Source organism: Caballeronia glebae (assembly GCF_001545035.1).
Classification (GTDB): domain Bacteria; phylum Pseudomonadota; class Gammaproteobacteria; order Burkholderiales; family Burkholderiaceae; genus Caballeronia; species Caballeronia glebae.
Window position 1 is genome coordinate 57,046 of sequence record NZ_FCOJ02000019.1, and the last position, 15,348, is coordinate 72,393.

Below are 15,348 nucleotides of genomic sequence, written 5' to 3' on the forward strand. Positions count from 1 at the left end.
GCCGGCGTTAGCGTTAGCACGATCGCACACATCCTTAGTGCGAATCGATGGTTCGGCTGCGCGCGACGCGTCGTTAGACTCGCCGGAGCGCCGCTGCATTCCTGCACGCGGCAAGCCCTCATTTAGACCGACGAATATGAACGTTTTCTGGTTTATTCCCACGCACGGCGACAGCCGTTATCTCGGCACTGCGCAAGGCGCGCGCGCTGCGAATTACGATTACTTTCGCCAGATCGCGGTAGCCGCCGACACGCTCGGCTATGAAGGCGTGCTGCTGCCCACGGGCCGTTCATGCGAGGACGCGTGGGTGGTCGCGTCGAGCCTCATTCCCGCGACCAAGCGCCTCAAGTTTCTCGTGGCGATCCGGCCTGGGCTTAGCTCACCGGGATTGTCGGCGCGCATGGCGTCGACCTTCGACCGGCTCTCGAACGGGCGTCTGCTCATCAACGTCGTGACGGGCGGCGATCCGAACGAACTCGCCGGCGACGGCGTCTTCCACGATCACGACACGCGCTACGAAATCACCGACGAATTCCTCACGATCTGGCGCGGCCTGCTCGAACAGTCGCACGAGAACGGCAGCTTCGATTTCGAAGGCAAGCATCTGCAATCGCAGGGCGGCAAGGTGCTGTATCCGCCGGTGCAGAGGGAGCATCCGCCGCTGTGGTTCGGCGGCTCGTCCGCGGCGGCGCACGATATCGCGGCGAAGCACATCGACACGTATCTCACGTGGGGCGAGCCGCCCGAGGACGTCGAGAAGAAGCTGGCCGACATCCGCCGTCGCGTGCAAGCCGAAGGACGCGAGATCAAATTCGGCATTCGCCTGCATGTGATCGTGCGCGAGACCGAAGAGGAAGCATGGGCCGACGCCGACAAGCTCATCGGCAAACTCGACGACGAAACCATTCGCCGCGCGCAGGCCTCGTTCGCGAAGATGGATTCCGAAGGCCAGCGACGCATGGCCGCATTGCACGGCGGCAGGCGGGACAAGCTGGAGGTGTATCCGCATCTGTGGGCGGGCGTCGGGCTCGTGCGCGGCGGCGCGGGCACCGCGCTCGTCGGCAATCCGGAGCAGGTCGCCGGATTGATGAAGCAGTACGCGGAGCTCGGCATCGACACGTTCATCCTGTCGGGCTATCCGCATCTGGAAGAGTCGTATCGCTTCGCCGAACTCGTGTTTCCGCTCTTGCCGCGTCAGCAGCGCGAGCAGGCGAGCGGGCCGCTGTCGGGGCCGTTCGGGGAAGTCATCGGCACGTCGGAATTGCCGCGCGCATCGGCATCATGAAGCTGCGATCGATCGCTCGCCGCGCGTTGCCGTGGCTCGTGCCGTTGATGATCCTCATCGCGTGGGAAAGCGCCGCGCGCACCGGCGGGCTTTCGTCGCGCGTGCTGCCCGAACCGCTCGCGGTGGTGAAGGCGGCGTGGTCGCTGATCGAGTCCGGCGATCTCTGGGCCAACGTGAAGGTCAGCGCGGGCCGCGCGCTCGCGGGCTTTGCGATGGGCGGCGGCATCGGCTTCCTGCTCGGTCTCGCGACGGGTCTCTTCAGGCCCGCCGAAATCGCGCTCGACTCGACCGTGCAGATGATCCGCAACATCCCCGCGCTCGCGATGATTCCGCTGCTGATCCTGTGGTTCGGCATCGGCGAGGAAGCGAAGCTCGTGCTCGTCGCGCTGGGCGTGTTCTTCCCGGTCTACGTCAACACGTATCACGGCATTCGCTCGGTCGACCGCGATCTGATAGAGATGGCGCGAAGTTATGGCTTGTCCGGTTTCGCGCTGTATCGCGATGTGATCCTGCCGGGCGCATTGCCGTCGATTCTCGTCGGCGTGCGCTTCGCATTCGGACTGATGTGGGTGATGCTGATCGTCGCCGAGACCATCTCCGCGCAATCGGGTATCGGCTACATGACGATGAACGCGCGCGAGTTCCTGCAAACCGATGTCGTGGTGGTCGGCATTCTGCTCTATGCGCTGCTCGGCAAGCTCGCCGACATGGCCGCGCGCGCCATCGAACGCGCGACCTTGCGCTGGCATCCGGCCTATCAAACGAAGACGCAATCATGACCGTGATGAATTCGACGCTGGCCGGCAACGCCGACGGTTTCTCGCAGACCCTGCCGCGCACGCAGCCCATCGCGCGTGCGCCGCTTGTCGGGCGCGATGTTGCCGTGTCGCTGCGTGGCGTGGAGAAGCGCTTCGGCGAGCGCCTCGTGCTGGATCGGCTGGACTTCTCGATCGAACGCGGCAGCTTCGTGTCGATCGTCGGCCGCAGCGGCTGCGGCAAGTCGACCTTGCTGCGGCTCATCGCCGGTCTCGACGAGCCGTCGGGCGGCATCCTGGAGCGCAACGCCGCCGCCCGATCGGAGCAACTGCAGATACGCATCATGTTTCAGGACGCGCGCCTGTTGCCGTGGAAGAGCGTGCTCGACAACGTGATGATCGGCCTGCCGCGCGACAAGCGCGACGAAGCCCGCGCGACGCTCGCGGAAGTGGGCCTCGCCGAGCGCGAGAAGGACTGGCCCTCGCGTTTGTCGGGCGGGCAGCGTCAGCGCGTGGCGCTTGCGCGCGCGCTCGTACATCGGCCGGATCTGCTCCTGCTCGACGAACCGCTCGGCGCGCTCGATGCGTTGACGCGCATCGAAATGCAGAGCTTGATCGAACGCTTGTGGCGCGAACACAAGCTCACCGCGTTGCTCGTCACGCACGACGTGCAGGAAGCCGTGTCGCTCGGCGATCGCATCGTGCTGATCGATGCGGGACGCATCACGCTCGATACGGCGGTGTCGCTGCAAAGGCCGCGCACGCGCACGACGCCAGGCTTCGCGGAACTCGAAGAACAGGTGCTTTCGCAAGTGCTTCGGCGCGGCTGACTGTTCGGCTTTTCGCACGACCCGTCAGCGCCGCGCTCGTTATCCTCAAGCGCATCGCGGACATGACCGCGCTCGGCCGCGCTGGACTTCCCGAAGATATCGGACCGATGATCGCGTCGTTGTTGTCCGAAGACAATCGCTGGGTGAATGCGCAACGCATCGAAGTGTCGGGCGGCATGGCGATTTGAACGCGTTTTGCTGAAGTTGCGGCGCGGGTCTTCCGGGCGAAGGAGGGTACGCCGCGTTTGTTCGCGAATCATCCACGTATTGAGCTACCTCAATGAATTGGAGATGACACCTCGATATGATAAGTAGTCCGGTTCAAAAAATAGAAAAATGAAATGTCGTCCCACCCGCTATTCGAATTGTTGCAGAAGCTCGATTCCGCGAGGATCGCTTATGCGCTCGGCCGCCACAGACCGGAAAGTGTCCTCGTCTCAGTAACCGTCGTGGGTCAACGTATCGAGATCGACGTGTTCAACGATGGCCACATGGAAGTATCGCGATTCGTGGGCAACGAGGACATTGAAGGCGGCGCTGAACTCATCGACTCCATCGTAGCGTTGGCTTCATAGCGTTTCATGGCCGGAACTACGCTTCAAGCGGCACCGCGCTCACGCACTTCAACTCGTCGAGGCACACGCTCGACTTCACGCCGCTCACGCCGGGAATGCGCATCAACGTATCGAGCAAAAATTCCGACAGCCCTTTGAGATCGCGCGCGATCACCTTCAGCATGTAATCGATATCGCCGGTCACGGCGAAGCATTCCTGAATCTCCGCGAGCTTGCCGACGACGCCCTTGAACTTGGCGAGGTCGCGCACGTGGCCGCGCTCCATCGTCACCTGAATGAAGGCCACCACGCCGAAGCCGAGCACCTGCGCATCGAGCCGCGTCTCGTAGCCCTTGATCACGCCCAGTTCCTCCAGCCGCCGATGCCGCCGCAACGTCTGCGCGGGCGACAGATTGATCGCCTCCGCCAGTTCAAGATTGGAGATGCGTCCGCGCGACTGCAGCATCCCGAGCAAACGCAGGTCGATACGATCGATCTCGATAGTCTGCAATTTTCTTTCTCCGATACCCCATTCGATAAAATCCGGACGCGCAAACTAGGGTTTGTCTGCTCGCGTTAGGAAATCATATTGTGCCGTAACAAATTTACACTGATTCCCCTAAATCCAGCGGGGACGCCCGAGGTCCAAAGCGTCCGGAATTCACCGCAATACACAAGGAGAGAGACACGTGGCACATGAGGGAGATGGCACGCTCAAACGCGGCCTGAAGAATCGTCACATCCAGTTGATCGCGCTGGGCGGCGCGATCGGGACTGGGCTTTTTCTCGGCATCGCCCAGACGATCAAATCGGCGGGGCCGTCGGTGCTGCTCGGCTATGCGATCGCGGGCGTCGTCGCCTTTTTCATCATGCGGCAACTGGGCGAGATGGTCGTCGACGAGCCCGTCGCGGGTTCGTTCAGCCACTTCGCGGACAAGTACTGCGGGCGGTACGCGGGCTTCCTGTCGGGCTGGAACTACTGGGTACTCTACATTCTCGTGTCGATGGCCGAGCTTTCGGCCGTCGGCATCTACGTGCAGTACTGGTGGCCGAACATCCCGACATGGATCTCTGCGCTCGTCTGCTTCTGCATCATCAACGCGATCAACCTCACGAGCGTGAAGTCGTTTGGCGAGCTGGAGTTCTGGTTCGCGATCGTGAAGGTCGTCGCGATCGTCGGCATGATCGGCTTCGGCGGCTGGCTGCTGTTCTCGGGCGGCGCCGGGCCGGAAGCCAGCGTGACGAACCTCTGGCGTCATGGCGGCTTCTTTCCGAACGGCGTCTCCGGTCTCGTGATGGCGATGGCCGTCATCATGTTCTCGTTCGGCGGGCTGGAACTCGTCGGCATCACGGCGGCCGAAGCGGACGATCCCGCGCACACGATTCCGCGCGCGACCAATCAGGTGATCTACCGCATTCTGATTTTCTACGTGGGCGCGCTCGGCGTGCTGCTTTCGCTGTATCCGTGGCAGAAGGTCGTGACCGGCGGCAGCCCGTTCGTGCTGATCTTCCACGCGATGAACAGCAACTTCGTCGCGCATGTGCTCAACGCGGTGGTGCTGACCGCGGCGCTCTCGGTCTATAACAGCGGCGTGTATTGCAACAGCCGCATGCTCTACGGTCTCGCGCAGCAAGGCAACGCGCCGCGCGCGCTGCTCAAGGTGAACAAGCGCGGCATTCCGCTCGTCGCGCTCGGTGTATCCGCGCTCGCGACGGCCGTCTGCGTGCTCATCAACTATCTGATGCCGGGCAAGGCGTTCGAGTTGCTGATGGGGCTCGTCGTGTCGGCGCTCATCATCAACTGGGCGATGATCAGTCTCATCCATCTGCAATTTCGCCGCGTGAAAGCGCGTGCCGGCGAAACGACCGTGTTCAAAAGCCTCGGCTATCCGCTCACGAACTATCTGTGCCTCGCGTTTCTCGCCGGCATTCTCGTGGTGATGTGCCTGATTCCCGATCTGCGCATGTCGGTCTATCTGATTCCCGTGTGGCTCGCGGTGCTCGGCGTGGGTTATGCCGTTCGCAATCGTCGCCGCGCGAGTGCGGCGTTGTCGCGCGTCTGAAGGAGACGATCATGTTCGAACACATCGATGCCTATCCCGGCGACCCGATCCTCTCGCTCAACGAAGACTTCGCGAAGGACCCGCGCGCGAACAAGGTCAATCTGAGCATCGGCATCTATTACGACGACGATGGCCGTCTGCCCGTGATGCGCGCCGTGCGCGAGGCCGAAGCGCAATTGCTCGCGCAAGCAGCCGCGAAACCGTATCTGCCGATGGCGGGCCTCGCGGCGTATCGCGATGCCGTGCAGTCGCTCGTCTTCGGCGACGATTCTCCCGCGCGCAACGATGGCCGCATCGCGACCGTGCAGACGCTCGGCGGCTCGGGCGCGCTCAAGGTCGGCGCGGACTTCATCAAGCGTTATTTCCCCGGCTCGCAAGTCTGGGTAAGCGATCCGACGTGGGACAACCATCGCTTCATCTTCGAGCGCGCGGGCTTCACGGTCGGCACGTATCCGTACTACGACGAAGCAAGCGGCGGCCTGAAGTTCGACGCGATGCTCTCGGCTATCCGCGATTTACCCGCGAAGAGCGTCGTGCTGCTGCACGCGTGCTGTCACAACCCGACGGGCGTCGATCTCGACGATGCGCAATGGGTGAAGCTGATCGACGCGATCAAGGCGCGTGATTTGCTGCCGTTCATCGACATGGCGTATCAGGGCTTCGGCGCGGGACTCGATGCGGACGCGTTCGCGATTCGCGAGCTGGTCCGTCGGAACGTGCCGACCTTCGTCGCCAATTCGTTCTCGAAGAACTTCTCGCTATACGGCGAGCGTTGCGGCGCGCTCTCGGTGATCTGCGAATCGGCGCATACAGCGGAGCGCGTGCTCGGTCAACTGACGGGCGCCGTGCGCGCGAACTACAGCAATCCGCCGACGCACGGCGCGATGCTCGTCGCGCGCGTGCTCACGACGCCCGCGTTGCGGCAAGCATGGCAAGACGAACTGGCATCGATGCGCACGCGTATCGCGCGCATGCGCGGCGAGATGCACGCGCGTCTTTCCGGCAAGGTGCCCGACGCGATGCTCGCGCGCTACGTCGCGCAGCGCGGCATGTTCACGTACACGGGACTTTCCGCCGCGCAGGTCGATGTGCTGCGTGAACGGCACGGCGTCTATCTGATCCGCTCGGGCCGCATGTGCGTCGCGGCGTTGAACGGGCGCAACGTCGAAGCGACCGCGAGCGCTATCGGCGAAGTGCTTTCGACAGAGATCGCGTAGCCGCTCATTTTCGCCTCATTGTGCGCGGGCACACTGCATCCATCGCTCACGAAGGAGAGATGCAGTCATGGAAACTTTTGAAAAAGCGGCCTTTCGGTCTTATACCGATGTCCTGCTCGATCGCCTCGAAGCGCACGCCGGTCGCACGGTGCTGCGCTATCTCGATGAAGACGTGACGGGCAGTGCGTTTCGCGCGTCGATCTATCGCTATGCGCGGGCGCTTGCGTCGTTCGGCGTCACGCGCGGCGCGTTCGTCGCGATGTTCGCGCCGAATTGCCCCGACGCGCTCGCCATTCGTTACGCGACCAACCTGCTCGGCGCGACGACGATGTTCCTGCCCGCGATCGCGTCGGCGGAACAGCGCGCGGCGTTCGTCACGCGCATGCAGCCGACGCTGCTCATCGCCTTCGCGCAGACCAAGCATCTCGTGCCTGAGCATCACGGCGCGCGCCTCGCGTATGTCGGCACGGGACCGGCGCGTTTGCGTCTGGATATCCGCGCGCGCGTGCAGCACGATCTGCCCGTGCAGAGCCGCGCGCGACCCGACGATCTCGCCGTGGTCGTCTCGTCGGGCGGCTCGACCGGCGCGCCGAAAGCGAGCCGCCGCAGCTTCGCGGCATATTCGGCGCTGGTGAGCGCGCCGAGCCCCGAGGATCGCCGGCAGCTCGTCAACGGCGCGCTGGCCTATCTGTCGCAAGTGCTCGTCGACAACACGTTGATGGGCGGCGGCACCGTAATCCTGAAGCCTTGCTACGATCCCGCCGAAACGCTCGCGACGATCGAAGCCGAGCGCATCACCGACGTATTGCTCGTCGAACCGCAACTTTTCGAAACGATGGATCACCCGGACGTTCATCGGCGCAATCTGTCTTCCTTGCGCTCGATCGCGCACATCGGCGGATCGGCGCCCGCGATCTTGCGGCGGCGTGCGATCGCGCGGCTCGGCCCCGTGCTCACGCACATGTACGGCGCGAGCGAAGCGGGGCTCGTGAGCGTGCTGACGCCATCGGATTATCTCCTCGACACGAGCCTGCTGGACAGCGCGGGGCGCATTCGGCCCGGCGTCGACGTGCGCCTTCGCCGCGCCGACGGCACGTTCGCGCTTCATGGTCAGCACGGCGCGATCGAAGTGAAATCGAAGGCGGTGGCGCAGGGCTATCACCGTCAGCCGATCGAGGCGGCGCGCAAGTTTCGCGACGGCTGGTGTCTCACGGGCGATATCGGCTTCATCGACGCGAAAGGCAATCTGCATGTAATCGGACGCGAAGGCGATGTCGCCGAGATCGATGGCGTCGTTGTCGGCCCGGCGCAGATCGAAACGCCGCTGTGCGCATTGCCCGATCTGCGCTATGCGCGCGCCGTCGCATCGGGCGATGCCGCGCGCGGTTACGTGTGGGACGTCGTAGTCGTGCCGTGGACGGGCCGGCGCGTCGATGTCGCGCGGTGCATGCGCGCGCTCGAATCGGCGTGCGGCGTGGCCGTTGCGAAGGCCGTGCGCATGGCTGCCATGCAACGCGTGCCGCTCACCGAGCAGGGCAAGGTGAACCGCGCCGCGATCGCGTTCTGGTGCCGCGATGCGGCGCGGCGCAACGTCGAAGGCGTGCTCAGGAGCCCGCGTCTGAACGCGACTTCAGAAGTTCCAGCATGACGCGGTCGCGCTCCGTCTCCATCGATTCCGTCGAGCGGCCCGCGAGTGCCGCTTGCATCTCATCGACGACGCGGCGCTTGAGTTCGGGCGTCAGTTGCGGCGTGCCGAGATCGTCCCACCAGCTTTGCATCGGGCTCGCTGTGTTCCTCGCGTCGAGCGCGGGACGTTCGATCTCCGGCCAGACGATTCCGATCGATGGCGATTCGCAAAGCGCTTCGTGATTCCGCTCAGCCTTTGTGCTTCGCGCGCCCGAGCACCAGATGCGCGAGCGTGCCGAGCACGATGCCCCAGAACGCCGAGCCGAGACCGAGAAAGCTCATGTTGGACGCGGTGGCGATGAAGGTGATGAACGACGCTTCACGATGCGCTTCATCCTGCACCAGCCCGACGACGTTCGCCGCGATCGCGCCGAGCAACGCGAGGCCGGCGAGCACCGCGACGAACGCATTGGGCAGCGCGGCGAACAACATGACGACGGTCCCGGCGAAGCATCCGCCGATCAGATAGAAGAGTCCGTTGGCGATGCCCGCGACATAGCGGTGCGCCGGGTCGCGATGCGCATCGGGCCCGGTGCACAGCGCCGCCGTGATCGCCGCGATGACGATCGTGATGCCGCCCGAGAACGCGACGAGAATCGACGCGAGGCCCGTCGTCACGAGAACGGGACGCGTCGGCGTGTCGTAACCGGAGGCGCGCAAGATCGCGAAGCCCGGCAGGAATTGTCCCGTCAGGCTGACGACGACGAGCGGCGCCGCGAGACTCACGCTCGCTTGCCAGGACCACGTCGGCATGGTGAATACGGGGCGCGTGAGATGAAAACTCACCGACTCGAAATGCGTCAGGCCGAGTCCCATGGCAAGCGCGCAGCCGGACGCGAGAACCAGAATGAGACAGTAGCGCGGCGCCCATCGGCGGAAAACGAGGAAGCTCGCGAGCATTCCGAGGGCGAGCCACGGCGTCACGGCAACCGACTTGAATACGTTGGTGCCGAACTGAAAGAGAATGCCGGCCATCATCGCGCAGGCGATGCCTTTCGGTATGCGCTTGACGATCTGGTCGAACCATCCGGACACGCCGAGCGCAAAGATGCACGCACCCGCGACGATGTACGCACCGATCGCCTCGCTCACCGGCATGCCGGGGAACAACGTGACGAGCAAGGCCGAGCCGGGCGCGGACCACGCGGTGATGATCGGCTGCTTCAGCCACACGCTCAGGACGATGCCCGAGACGGCCGCGCCCATCGAGATGGACCAGACCCACGACGCGATCACGTCGTTGCCGACATGCGCCGTGTGCGCGGCCTGAAAGAAGATCGCGAGCGGCCCGGCATACGAGATGATGACGGCAAGCAGCCCGGCGCTCACCGCCGATACCGACCAGCTTCCATGGCGCGCGGCCGCCATCGGCCCGGGCTGGATGTCGCGCTTCATGCGAACCGTGCGCCGTTTCAGCGAATCGACGACGGATGATGCGCGAGCGCCGTCACCTTCATCGTCATGTACGGAAAGAGCGGCAGGCCCGACAGAATCGTGTGCAGTTCATCGTGCGAATCGACATCGAAAACGCTGTAGTTCGCATACTCGCCGACCACGCGATGCAACTGCTGCCATTTGCCTTGCCGCTGCAGCGCTTGCGAGTATTCCTTCTCGCGCGCCTTGATTTCATCGGCTTGGGGCGCGGGCATGTCGTGCGGCAGATGGACGTCCATTCTTACGAGATAAAGCATGGTTTCCTCGATCGTGTATTGATGACTATGTGCAATCAGGCGCGCTTGTCGCGACGATAGAACGCGAGCTTTTCTTCATCGATCTGAAGACCGAGGCCTGGTCCTTCCGGCATGTGCAGATCGAAGTCGCGATACTGCGGACGAGCCGTGACGATGTCGTCCTTCAACAGAAGCGGCCCGAACAGTTCCGTGCCCCACGCGAGTTGCGGCAACGCGCTGAAGCCATGCGCCGATGCAATCGAGCCGATGCTGCCTTCGAGCATCGTGCCGCCATAAAGCGACACGCCCGCCGCATCGGCGATAGCGGCCGTGCGCATCATCCCGTAGATGCCGCCGGACTTCGCGATCTTCAGCGCGAACACGTCGGCGCATGCGTGGCGCACGAGTTCGAGCGCGTCTTCCGGGCCCGTCACCGCTTCGTCGGCCATGATGGGCACGATGAAACGCGCCGCGAGCCGTGCGAGCGCGCCGCGCTGCTCGCGCGGAGTCGGCTGTTCGATCAGATCGATGCCGGCCGCTTCCAGCGCTGCGATGCCGAGCGCCGCATCGGTTTCGCTCCATGCCTGATTCACGTCGACGGTGACTTTGGCGCGGTCGCCGAGCGCGGCCTTGATCTTCGAGACATGCGCGACGTCATCGCGCACGCCGCGACGGCCGATCTTCAGCTTGAACGTATTGTGACGGCGTTCGGCCAGCAGCATTTCGGCTTCTTCGATATCGCGCTGGGTATCGCCGCTCGCGAGCGTCCAGAGCACCGGAAGCGTTTTGCGGATCGAGCCGCCGAGCAGCGCCGACACCGGCACGTTCAGGCGCTTGCCCTGCGCGTCGAGCAGCGCGGTTTCGAGCGCGCACTTCGCGAAGCGGTTGCCGCGCGCGACCTTGTTCAGCCTGAGCATCGCGGCGTTGATGTTGGTCGCATCCTGTCCGACGAGAGCCGGCGCGAGGTACGTATCGATCGTCAGCTTGATGCCTTCGGGACTTTCATCGCCGTAAGACAAGCCGCCGATAGTCGTGGCTTCGCCAATGCCCTCGATGCCGTCGCTCGTGCGCAGACGGACGATGACGAGGGTTTGCTGCTGCATCGTCGCCATCGCGAGTTGATGCGCGCGAATGGTCGGGAGATCAACCAGAATCGCTTCGACGGAGGTTATTTGGGCGTTCATACCTGAAATGTCGGAATGGAAGGGTTGCTGAAGTATTGCGCGCCCGTTTGCCGCATGTCCAACACCGTTCACGTCTAGTGTCATACCCCGGAGGTATGACGCGCACCATCACTGCCCGAGATCCGTGCGCGGCGTATAGGCGACGTGCTCCTCGTCGTACAGCCGGTAGATAAGTTCGAGCATTTCCTTGATGTCGCGCGATTCGTCGAGCGCGCGCATGCTCATGATGACCGGCGAAACGAGCGTGGGATCGTCGAGTTCCTTGTAGCTCACGTCGTCGCGCTTCAGGCCGTGCACGCTGCTCGGCACGACCGATATGCCTTCGCCCGCCGCGACGAGACCCAGCGCGATCTGCAATTCGCGCACTTCATAGATCTTGCGCGGCGCGAGCGCGCGATCCTGGAACGCCGACAGCACCTGATCGGCATAGCTCGGGCGCGGCGACTTGGGGAAGACGATCAGCGTTTCGTTGACGAGATCGCGCAACGAGAGAACGGGTTTCGCGAGCGCGAGCGGATGGCCGAGCGGAAGCGCGACGATCAGTTGCTCCTCGCGCAGGATCACGCGGCGGATGTTCGCATCCTCATGACGAATGCGCCCGAAACCGACATCGATGCGACCGTCCTTGAGCGCGCGGATCTGGTCCATCGTCGACATTTCGTGCAGACTCAGCTCGACCGTGGCGTTCTCGTCGCGAAACCGCCGGATGATCTTCGGCAGCATGCCGTACAAGGTCGAACCGACGAATCCCACTGACAGACTGCGCTCGATATTGCCTACGCGCCGCGTCATCGATTCGAGTTCGGCGGTCTGCGCGAGCAACTGCACCGCATGCGAATAAAAGAACTTGCCGGTCTCCGTGAGCTTGAGCGGTCGCGAGTTGCGTTCGAATAGCTGCACGCCGAGCGTTTCTTCGAGCTGCTGTATCTGACGGCTCAGAGGCGGTTGCGCGATATGCAACCGCTCCGCCGCGCGCGTGAAATTTCGCTCCTCCGCCACCGCCACGAAGTAGCGCAAATGTCGCAGCTCCATTCAATACCTCCTGGATATGGCCCGATACTAAATCAGTGTTGGACTGGGCTTGTTTGCGTCCATTATCCTGCCTTCACGCTCTGTTTCAACACCCGACCATACCTTCCGAGCATATCGATACACGGTGCTGAAGCAGGGGTTAACCCCACAGAAAATTGCGAGATTCAGGAGAAGACATGAGCATCAAAGTGTTCGATACGAAGGAAGTGCAGGACCTGCTCAAGGCCGCGACCAACCTCGGAAATCAGGACGGCAGTGCTCGCGCCAAAGAGATCACGCATCGCCTGTTGAGCGACTTGTTCAAGGCGATCGACGACCTCGACATGACGCCCGATGAAATCTGGGCCGGCGTCAATTACGTCAATAAGCTCGGTCAGGATGGCGAAGCGGCGTTGCTGGCCGCCGGCCTGGGTCTGGAGAAGTATCTCGACATCCGCATGGATGCCGAGGACCGCGAGGCGGATATTCACGGCGGCACGCCGCGCACCATCGAAGGCCCGTTGTACGTGGCCGGTGCGCCGCTGCGCGACGGCGTGTCGAAGATCGATCTCGATCCCGATGCGAATGCCGGCCCGCTCGTGATTCGCGGCAAGGTCACGGGTCTGGACGGCAAGCCCGTTGCGAACGCGGTGGTCGAATGCTGGCACGCCAACTCGAACGGCTTCTATTCGCACTTCGACCCGACCGGCGCGCAAAGCGATTTCAACCTGCGCGGCGCGGTGAAGACCGGCGCGGACGGCGTCTACGAATTCCGCACGCTCATGCCGGTGGGCTACGGCTGCCCGCCGCACGGCGCGACGCAGCAATTGCTCGACACGCTCGCGCGTCATGGCAATCGTCCGGCGCACGTGCACTTCTTCGCGACCAGCGAGAAGCATCGCAAGCTGACGACGCAGATCAACATCGAAGGCGATCCGCTCATCTGGGACGACTTCGCCTATGCGACTCGCGAGGATCTGATTCCGCATGTCGTCGAAAAGACCGGCGGCACGGCGCTGGGCCTGAAGGCCGACGCGTACAAGGAAATCGAGTTCGACATTCAGTTGACTCCGCTGTTGCAGGGCAAGGACAACCAGATCGTCCAGCGCCCGCGCGTGTCCGTCACGGCATAAGCGCCCAAACGCCTTAAGCGGCGGCAAGCCTGCCGCCGCCCGACTCTTCGCACGACCCCATTCGATACCGATGCATGCGCTCCGTGGCCGGAACGCGCGTAGGGAGAACTCATATGTCCGCCATCACCGACCGAGCCACGCAGCTCGATGAATTGCTGCAAACCGCCGTCCAGGACGACAGCGAGAACGGCGTCTTCCGTTGCCGCCGCGACATCTTCACGAACGCCGATCTGTTCGAACTCGAAATGAAGCACATCTTCGAGAGCAACTGGGTGTATCTCGCGCACGAAAGCCAGATTCCCAACAACAACGATTACTACACGACGTGGATCGGACGTCAGCCTATCGTCATCTCGCGCGACAAGACCGGCGAACTGCACGCGGTCATCAACGCCTGTGCGCACAAGGGCGCGATGCTGTGCCGCCGCAAGCACGGCAACAAAGGCAGCTTCACGTGTCCGTTTCATGGCTGGACGTTCTCCAACACCGGCAAGCTCCTGAAGGTGAAGGACGAGAAGACGACCGAATACCCGATTCAGTTCAACACGCACGGCTCGCACGATCTGCGCCGCGTGCCGCGTTTCCAGAACTATCGCGGCTTCCTGTTCGGCAGCCTCGATGCGGATTCGATGCCGCTCGAAGACTATCTCGGCGAGACGAAGGTGATCATCGATCAGATCGTCGATCAGGCGCCGGACGGGCTCGAAGTTTTGCGCGGCAATTCCTCGTACATCTACGAAGGCAACTGGAAGATGCAGATGGAGAACGGCTGCGATGGCTATCACGTCAGCACCGTGCACTGGAATTACGCCGCGACGATGGGCCGCCGCAAGGTCGAAGGCACCAAGGCCGTCGATGCGAATAGCTGGAGCAAGTCGGTCGCGGGCGTATATGGCTTCGATCATGGCCACATCCTCTTGTGGACCAAGACGATGAATCCGGAAGTGCGGCCGGTGTATCAGCATCGCGAAGAGATCAAGGCGCGCGTCGGCGAGGTGCAGGCGGATTACATCGTGAATCAGACGCGCAATCTGTGCCTCTATCCGAACGTCTTCCTGATGGATCAGTTCAGCACGCAGATTCGTGTGGTGCGCCCGCTCGGCGTCGACAAGACCGAAGTCAGCATCTTCTGCTTCGCGCCGAAGGGCGAGAGCGCGGAGGATCGCGCCACGCGCATTCGCCAGTACGAGGACTTCTTCAATGTGTCGGGCATGGGCACGAGCGACGACCTCGAAGAATTCCGCGCGTGCCAGTCGGGTTACGCGGGCATCACGGCGAAGTGGAACGATCTCTCGCGCGGTGCGCCGCTGTGGGTTCACGGTCCGGACGAGAACGCGAGGAACATGGGCATCGCGCCGCTCATCTCGGGCGAGCGCAGCGAAGACGAAGGTCTCTTCGTCGTTCAGCACGAATACTGGGTGAACGTGATGCGCGACGCCCTGAAGAAGGAACAAGGGGAGACACTGGCATGAGCTTCGACTACCTGAAAATCTGCGCGACGCTGTATCGCGAAGCGCGCCTGCTCGACGACCGTCAGTGGGACGAGTGGCTCGGTTGTTACGCGGAAGACGTCACGTACTGGATGCCCGCATGGGACGACGACGATCGGCTGACCGACGATCACGAAAGCCAGATCTCGTTGATGTATTACCCGGATCGCGGCGGCCTCGAAGATCGCGTGTTCCGCATCAAGACCGAGCGTAGCGGCGCTTCGATGCCCGAGCCGCGCACGAGCCACAACGTTACCAACGTGGAAGTGCTGGCCGAACGCGAGAACGAAGTCGATGTGCGCTACAACTTCGACACGCTCAATCATCGCTACAAGATGACCGACCACTTCTTCGGCACGATCTTCGTGACGTTGCGAAAAGTGGAAGACATTCTGGTGATTTCGCACAAGAAGATTGTGCTGAAGAACGACTATATCCGTCAGGTGCTCGACGTCTATCACGTCTGATAC

16 protein-coding genes and 1 pseudogene are annotated in these 15,348 nt (G+C 63.0%); 11 read left to right on the top strand and 6 right to left on the bottom strand.

Translation table 11 applies throughout. From position 1 onward, the window contains the following. Window positions 1-136 precede the first annotated feature (136 nt). The 5 genes and pseudogenes from ssuD (at window position 137) to AWB82_RS15260 (ending at window position 3,445) form a co-directional block, all read left to right on the top strand. Complete coding sequence (gene ssuD / locus AWB82_RS15240; protein WP_086968470.1) at window positions 137-1,285, top strand: FMNH2-dependent alkanesulfonate monooxygenase; 1,149 nt, start codon at window positions 137-139, stop codon at window positions 1,283-1,285. Beyond that, on the top strand, window positions 1,282-2,064 hold the full coding sequence (gene ssuC / locus AWB82_RS15245) for an aliphatic sulfonate ABC transporter permease SsuC (RefSeq protein WP_086968472.1): 783 nt from the start codon (window positions 1,282-1,284) through the stop codon (window positions 2,062-2,064). The genes ssuD and ssuC overlap by 4 nt, the downstream gene beginning before the upstream one ends. Before the next feature lie 5 nt (window positions 2,065-2,069). Further along, window positions 2,070-2,870 (top strand): ATP-binding cassette domain-containing protein, encoded by an 801-nt coding sequence (locus AWB82_RS15250; RefSeq protein WP_086968635.1) that lies wholly within the window; start codon window positions 2,070-2,072, stop codon window positions 2,868-2,870. Between the two features lie 47 nt (window positions 2,871-2,917). Next, window positions 2,918-3,058: pseudogene (locus AWB82_RS15255) on the top strand (SDR family oxidoreductase); the annotation flags it as partial. 153 nt (window positions 3,059-3,211) lie between these two features. Next, window positions 3,212-3,445: a hypothetical protein gene (locus tag AWB82_RS15260; RefSeq protein ID WP_235023305.1), complete on the top strand. Its 234-nt coding sequence runs from the start codon at window positions 3,212-3,214 to the stop codon at window positions 3,443-3,445. A 16-nt stretch (window positions 3,446-3,461) separates the two neighbouring features. Here the strand turns inward: AWB82_RS15260 and AWB82_RS15265 are convergent, their stop codons facing one another. Continuing rightward, on the bottom strand, window positions 3,462-3,935 hold the full coding sequence (locus tag AWB82_RS15265) for an Lrp/AsnC family transcriptional regulator (RefSeq protein WP_086968475.1): 474 nt from the start codon (window positions 3,933-3,935) through the stop codon (window positions 3,462-3,464). Between the two features lie 178 nt (window positions 3,936-4,113). On the opposite strand from AWB82_RS15265, the gene AWB82_RS15270 reads away from it, so the two are divergent. From AWB82_RS15270 to AWB82_RS15280, 3 genes are all read left to right on the top strand, one after another. Next, on the top strand, window positions 4,114-5,487 hold the full coding sequence (locus AWB82_RS15270; RefSeq protein ID WP_086968478.1) for an amino acid permease: 1,374 nt from the start codon (window positions 4,114-4,116) through the stop codon (window positions 5,485-5,487). A gap of 11 nt (window positions 5,488-5,498) precedes the next feature. After that, a complete protein-coding gene (locus tag AWB82_RS15275) occupies window positions 5,499-6,704 on the top strand; it encodes an amino acid aminotransferase (protein ID WP_086968481.1) in 1,206 nt (401 codons plus the stop codon). A 67-nt stretch (window positions 6,705-6,771) separates the two neighbouring features. Then, the gene (locus AWB82_RS15280) at window positions 6,772-8,352 is read left to right on the top strand and encodes a class I adenylate-forming enzyme family protein (protein ID WP_086968483.1); all 1,581 of its coding nucleotides are present in this window, start codon (window positions 6,772-6,774) and stop codon (window positions 8,350-8,352) included. Here AWB82_RS15280 and AWB82_RS15285 read toward each other — a convergent pair. The 5 genes from AWB82_RS15285 to AWB82_RS15305 all read right to left on the bottom strand — a co-directional run bounded on the left by AWB82_RS15285 (window position 8,309) and on the right by AWB82_RS15305 (window position 12,276). Continuing rightward, entirely contained in the window at window positions 8,309-8,482 is a 174-nt protein-coding gene (locus AWB82_RS15285) for a hypothetical protein (RefSeq protein ID WP_200818117.1), read from the bottom strand. The genes AWB82_RS15280 and AWB82_RS15285 overlap by 44 nt on opposite strands. Before the next feature lie 97 nt (window positions 8,483-8,579). Then, window positions 8,580-9,785, bottom strand: a complete 1,206-nt coding sequence (locus AWB82_RS15290) for a benzoate/H(+) symporter BenE family transporter (protein ID WP_086968486.1) — start codon at window positions 9,783-9,785, stop codon at window positions 8,580-8,582. Between the two features lie 17 nt (window positions 9,786-9,802). Further along, window positions 9,803-10,081, bottom strand: coding sequence for a muconolactone Delta-isomerase (catC, locus tag AWB82_RS15295; RefSeq protein ID WP_086968489.1), 279 nt, complete (start codon window positions 10,079-10,081; stop codon window positions 9,803-9,805). Between the two features lie 35 nt (window positions 10,082-10,116). Next, the gene (locus AWB82_RS15300) at window positions 10,117-11,244 is read right to left on the bottom strand and encodes a muconate/chloromuconate family cycloisomerase (protein ID WP_086968491.1); all 1,128 of its coding nucleotides are present in this window, start codon (window positions 11,242-11,244) and stop codon (window positions 10,117-10,119) included. A 108-nt stretch (window positions 11,245-11,352) separates the two neighbouring features. Continuing rightward, a complete protein-coding gene (locus AWB82_RS15305) occupies window positions 11,353-12,276 on the bottom strand; it encodes a LysR family transcriptional regulator (RefSeq protein ID WP_086968494.1) in 924 nt (307 codons plus the stop codon). 176 nt (window positions 12,277-12,452) lie between these two features. Here AWB82_RS15305 and catA point away from each other — a divergent pair, with 176 nt between their 5' ends. The 3 genes from catA (at window position 12,453) to benB (ending at window position 15,345) form a co-directional block, all read left to right on the top strand. Continuing rightward, complete coding sequence (gene catA / locus AWB82_RS15310) at window positions 12,453-13,388, top strand: catechol 1,2-dioxygenase (protein WP_086968496.1); 936 nt, start codon at window positions 12,453-12,455, stop codon at window positions 13,386-13,388. 113 nt (window positions 13,389-13,501) lie between these two features. Next, the gene (locus AWB82_RS15315) at window positions 13,502-14,860 is read left to right on the top strand and encodes a Rieske 2Fe-2S domain-containing protein (protein WP_086968498.1); all 1,359 of its coding nucleotides are present in this window, start codon (window positions 13,502-13,504) and stop codon (window positions 14,858-14,860) included. After that, window positions 14,857-15,345 carry a benzoate 1,2-dioxygenase small subunit gene (gene benB, locus AWB82_RS15320; protein ID WP_086968500.1) on the top strand — a complete coding sequence of 163 codons (489 nt, stop codon included), beginning with the start codon at window positions 14,857-14,859 and terminating at the stop codon, window positions 15,343-15,345. The genes AWB82_RS15315 and benB overlap by 4 nt, the downstream gene beginning before the upstream one ends. The last annotated feature ends 3 nt before the right edge of the window (window positions 15,346-15,348 follow it).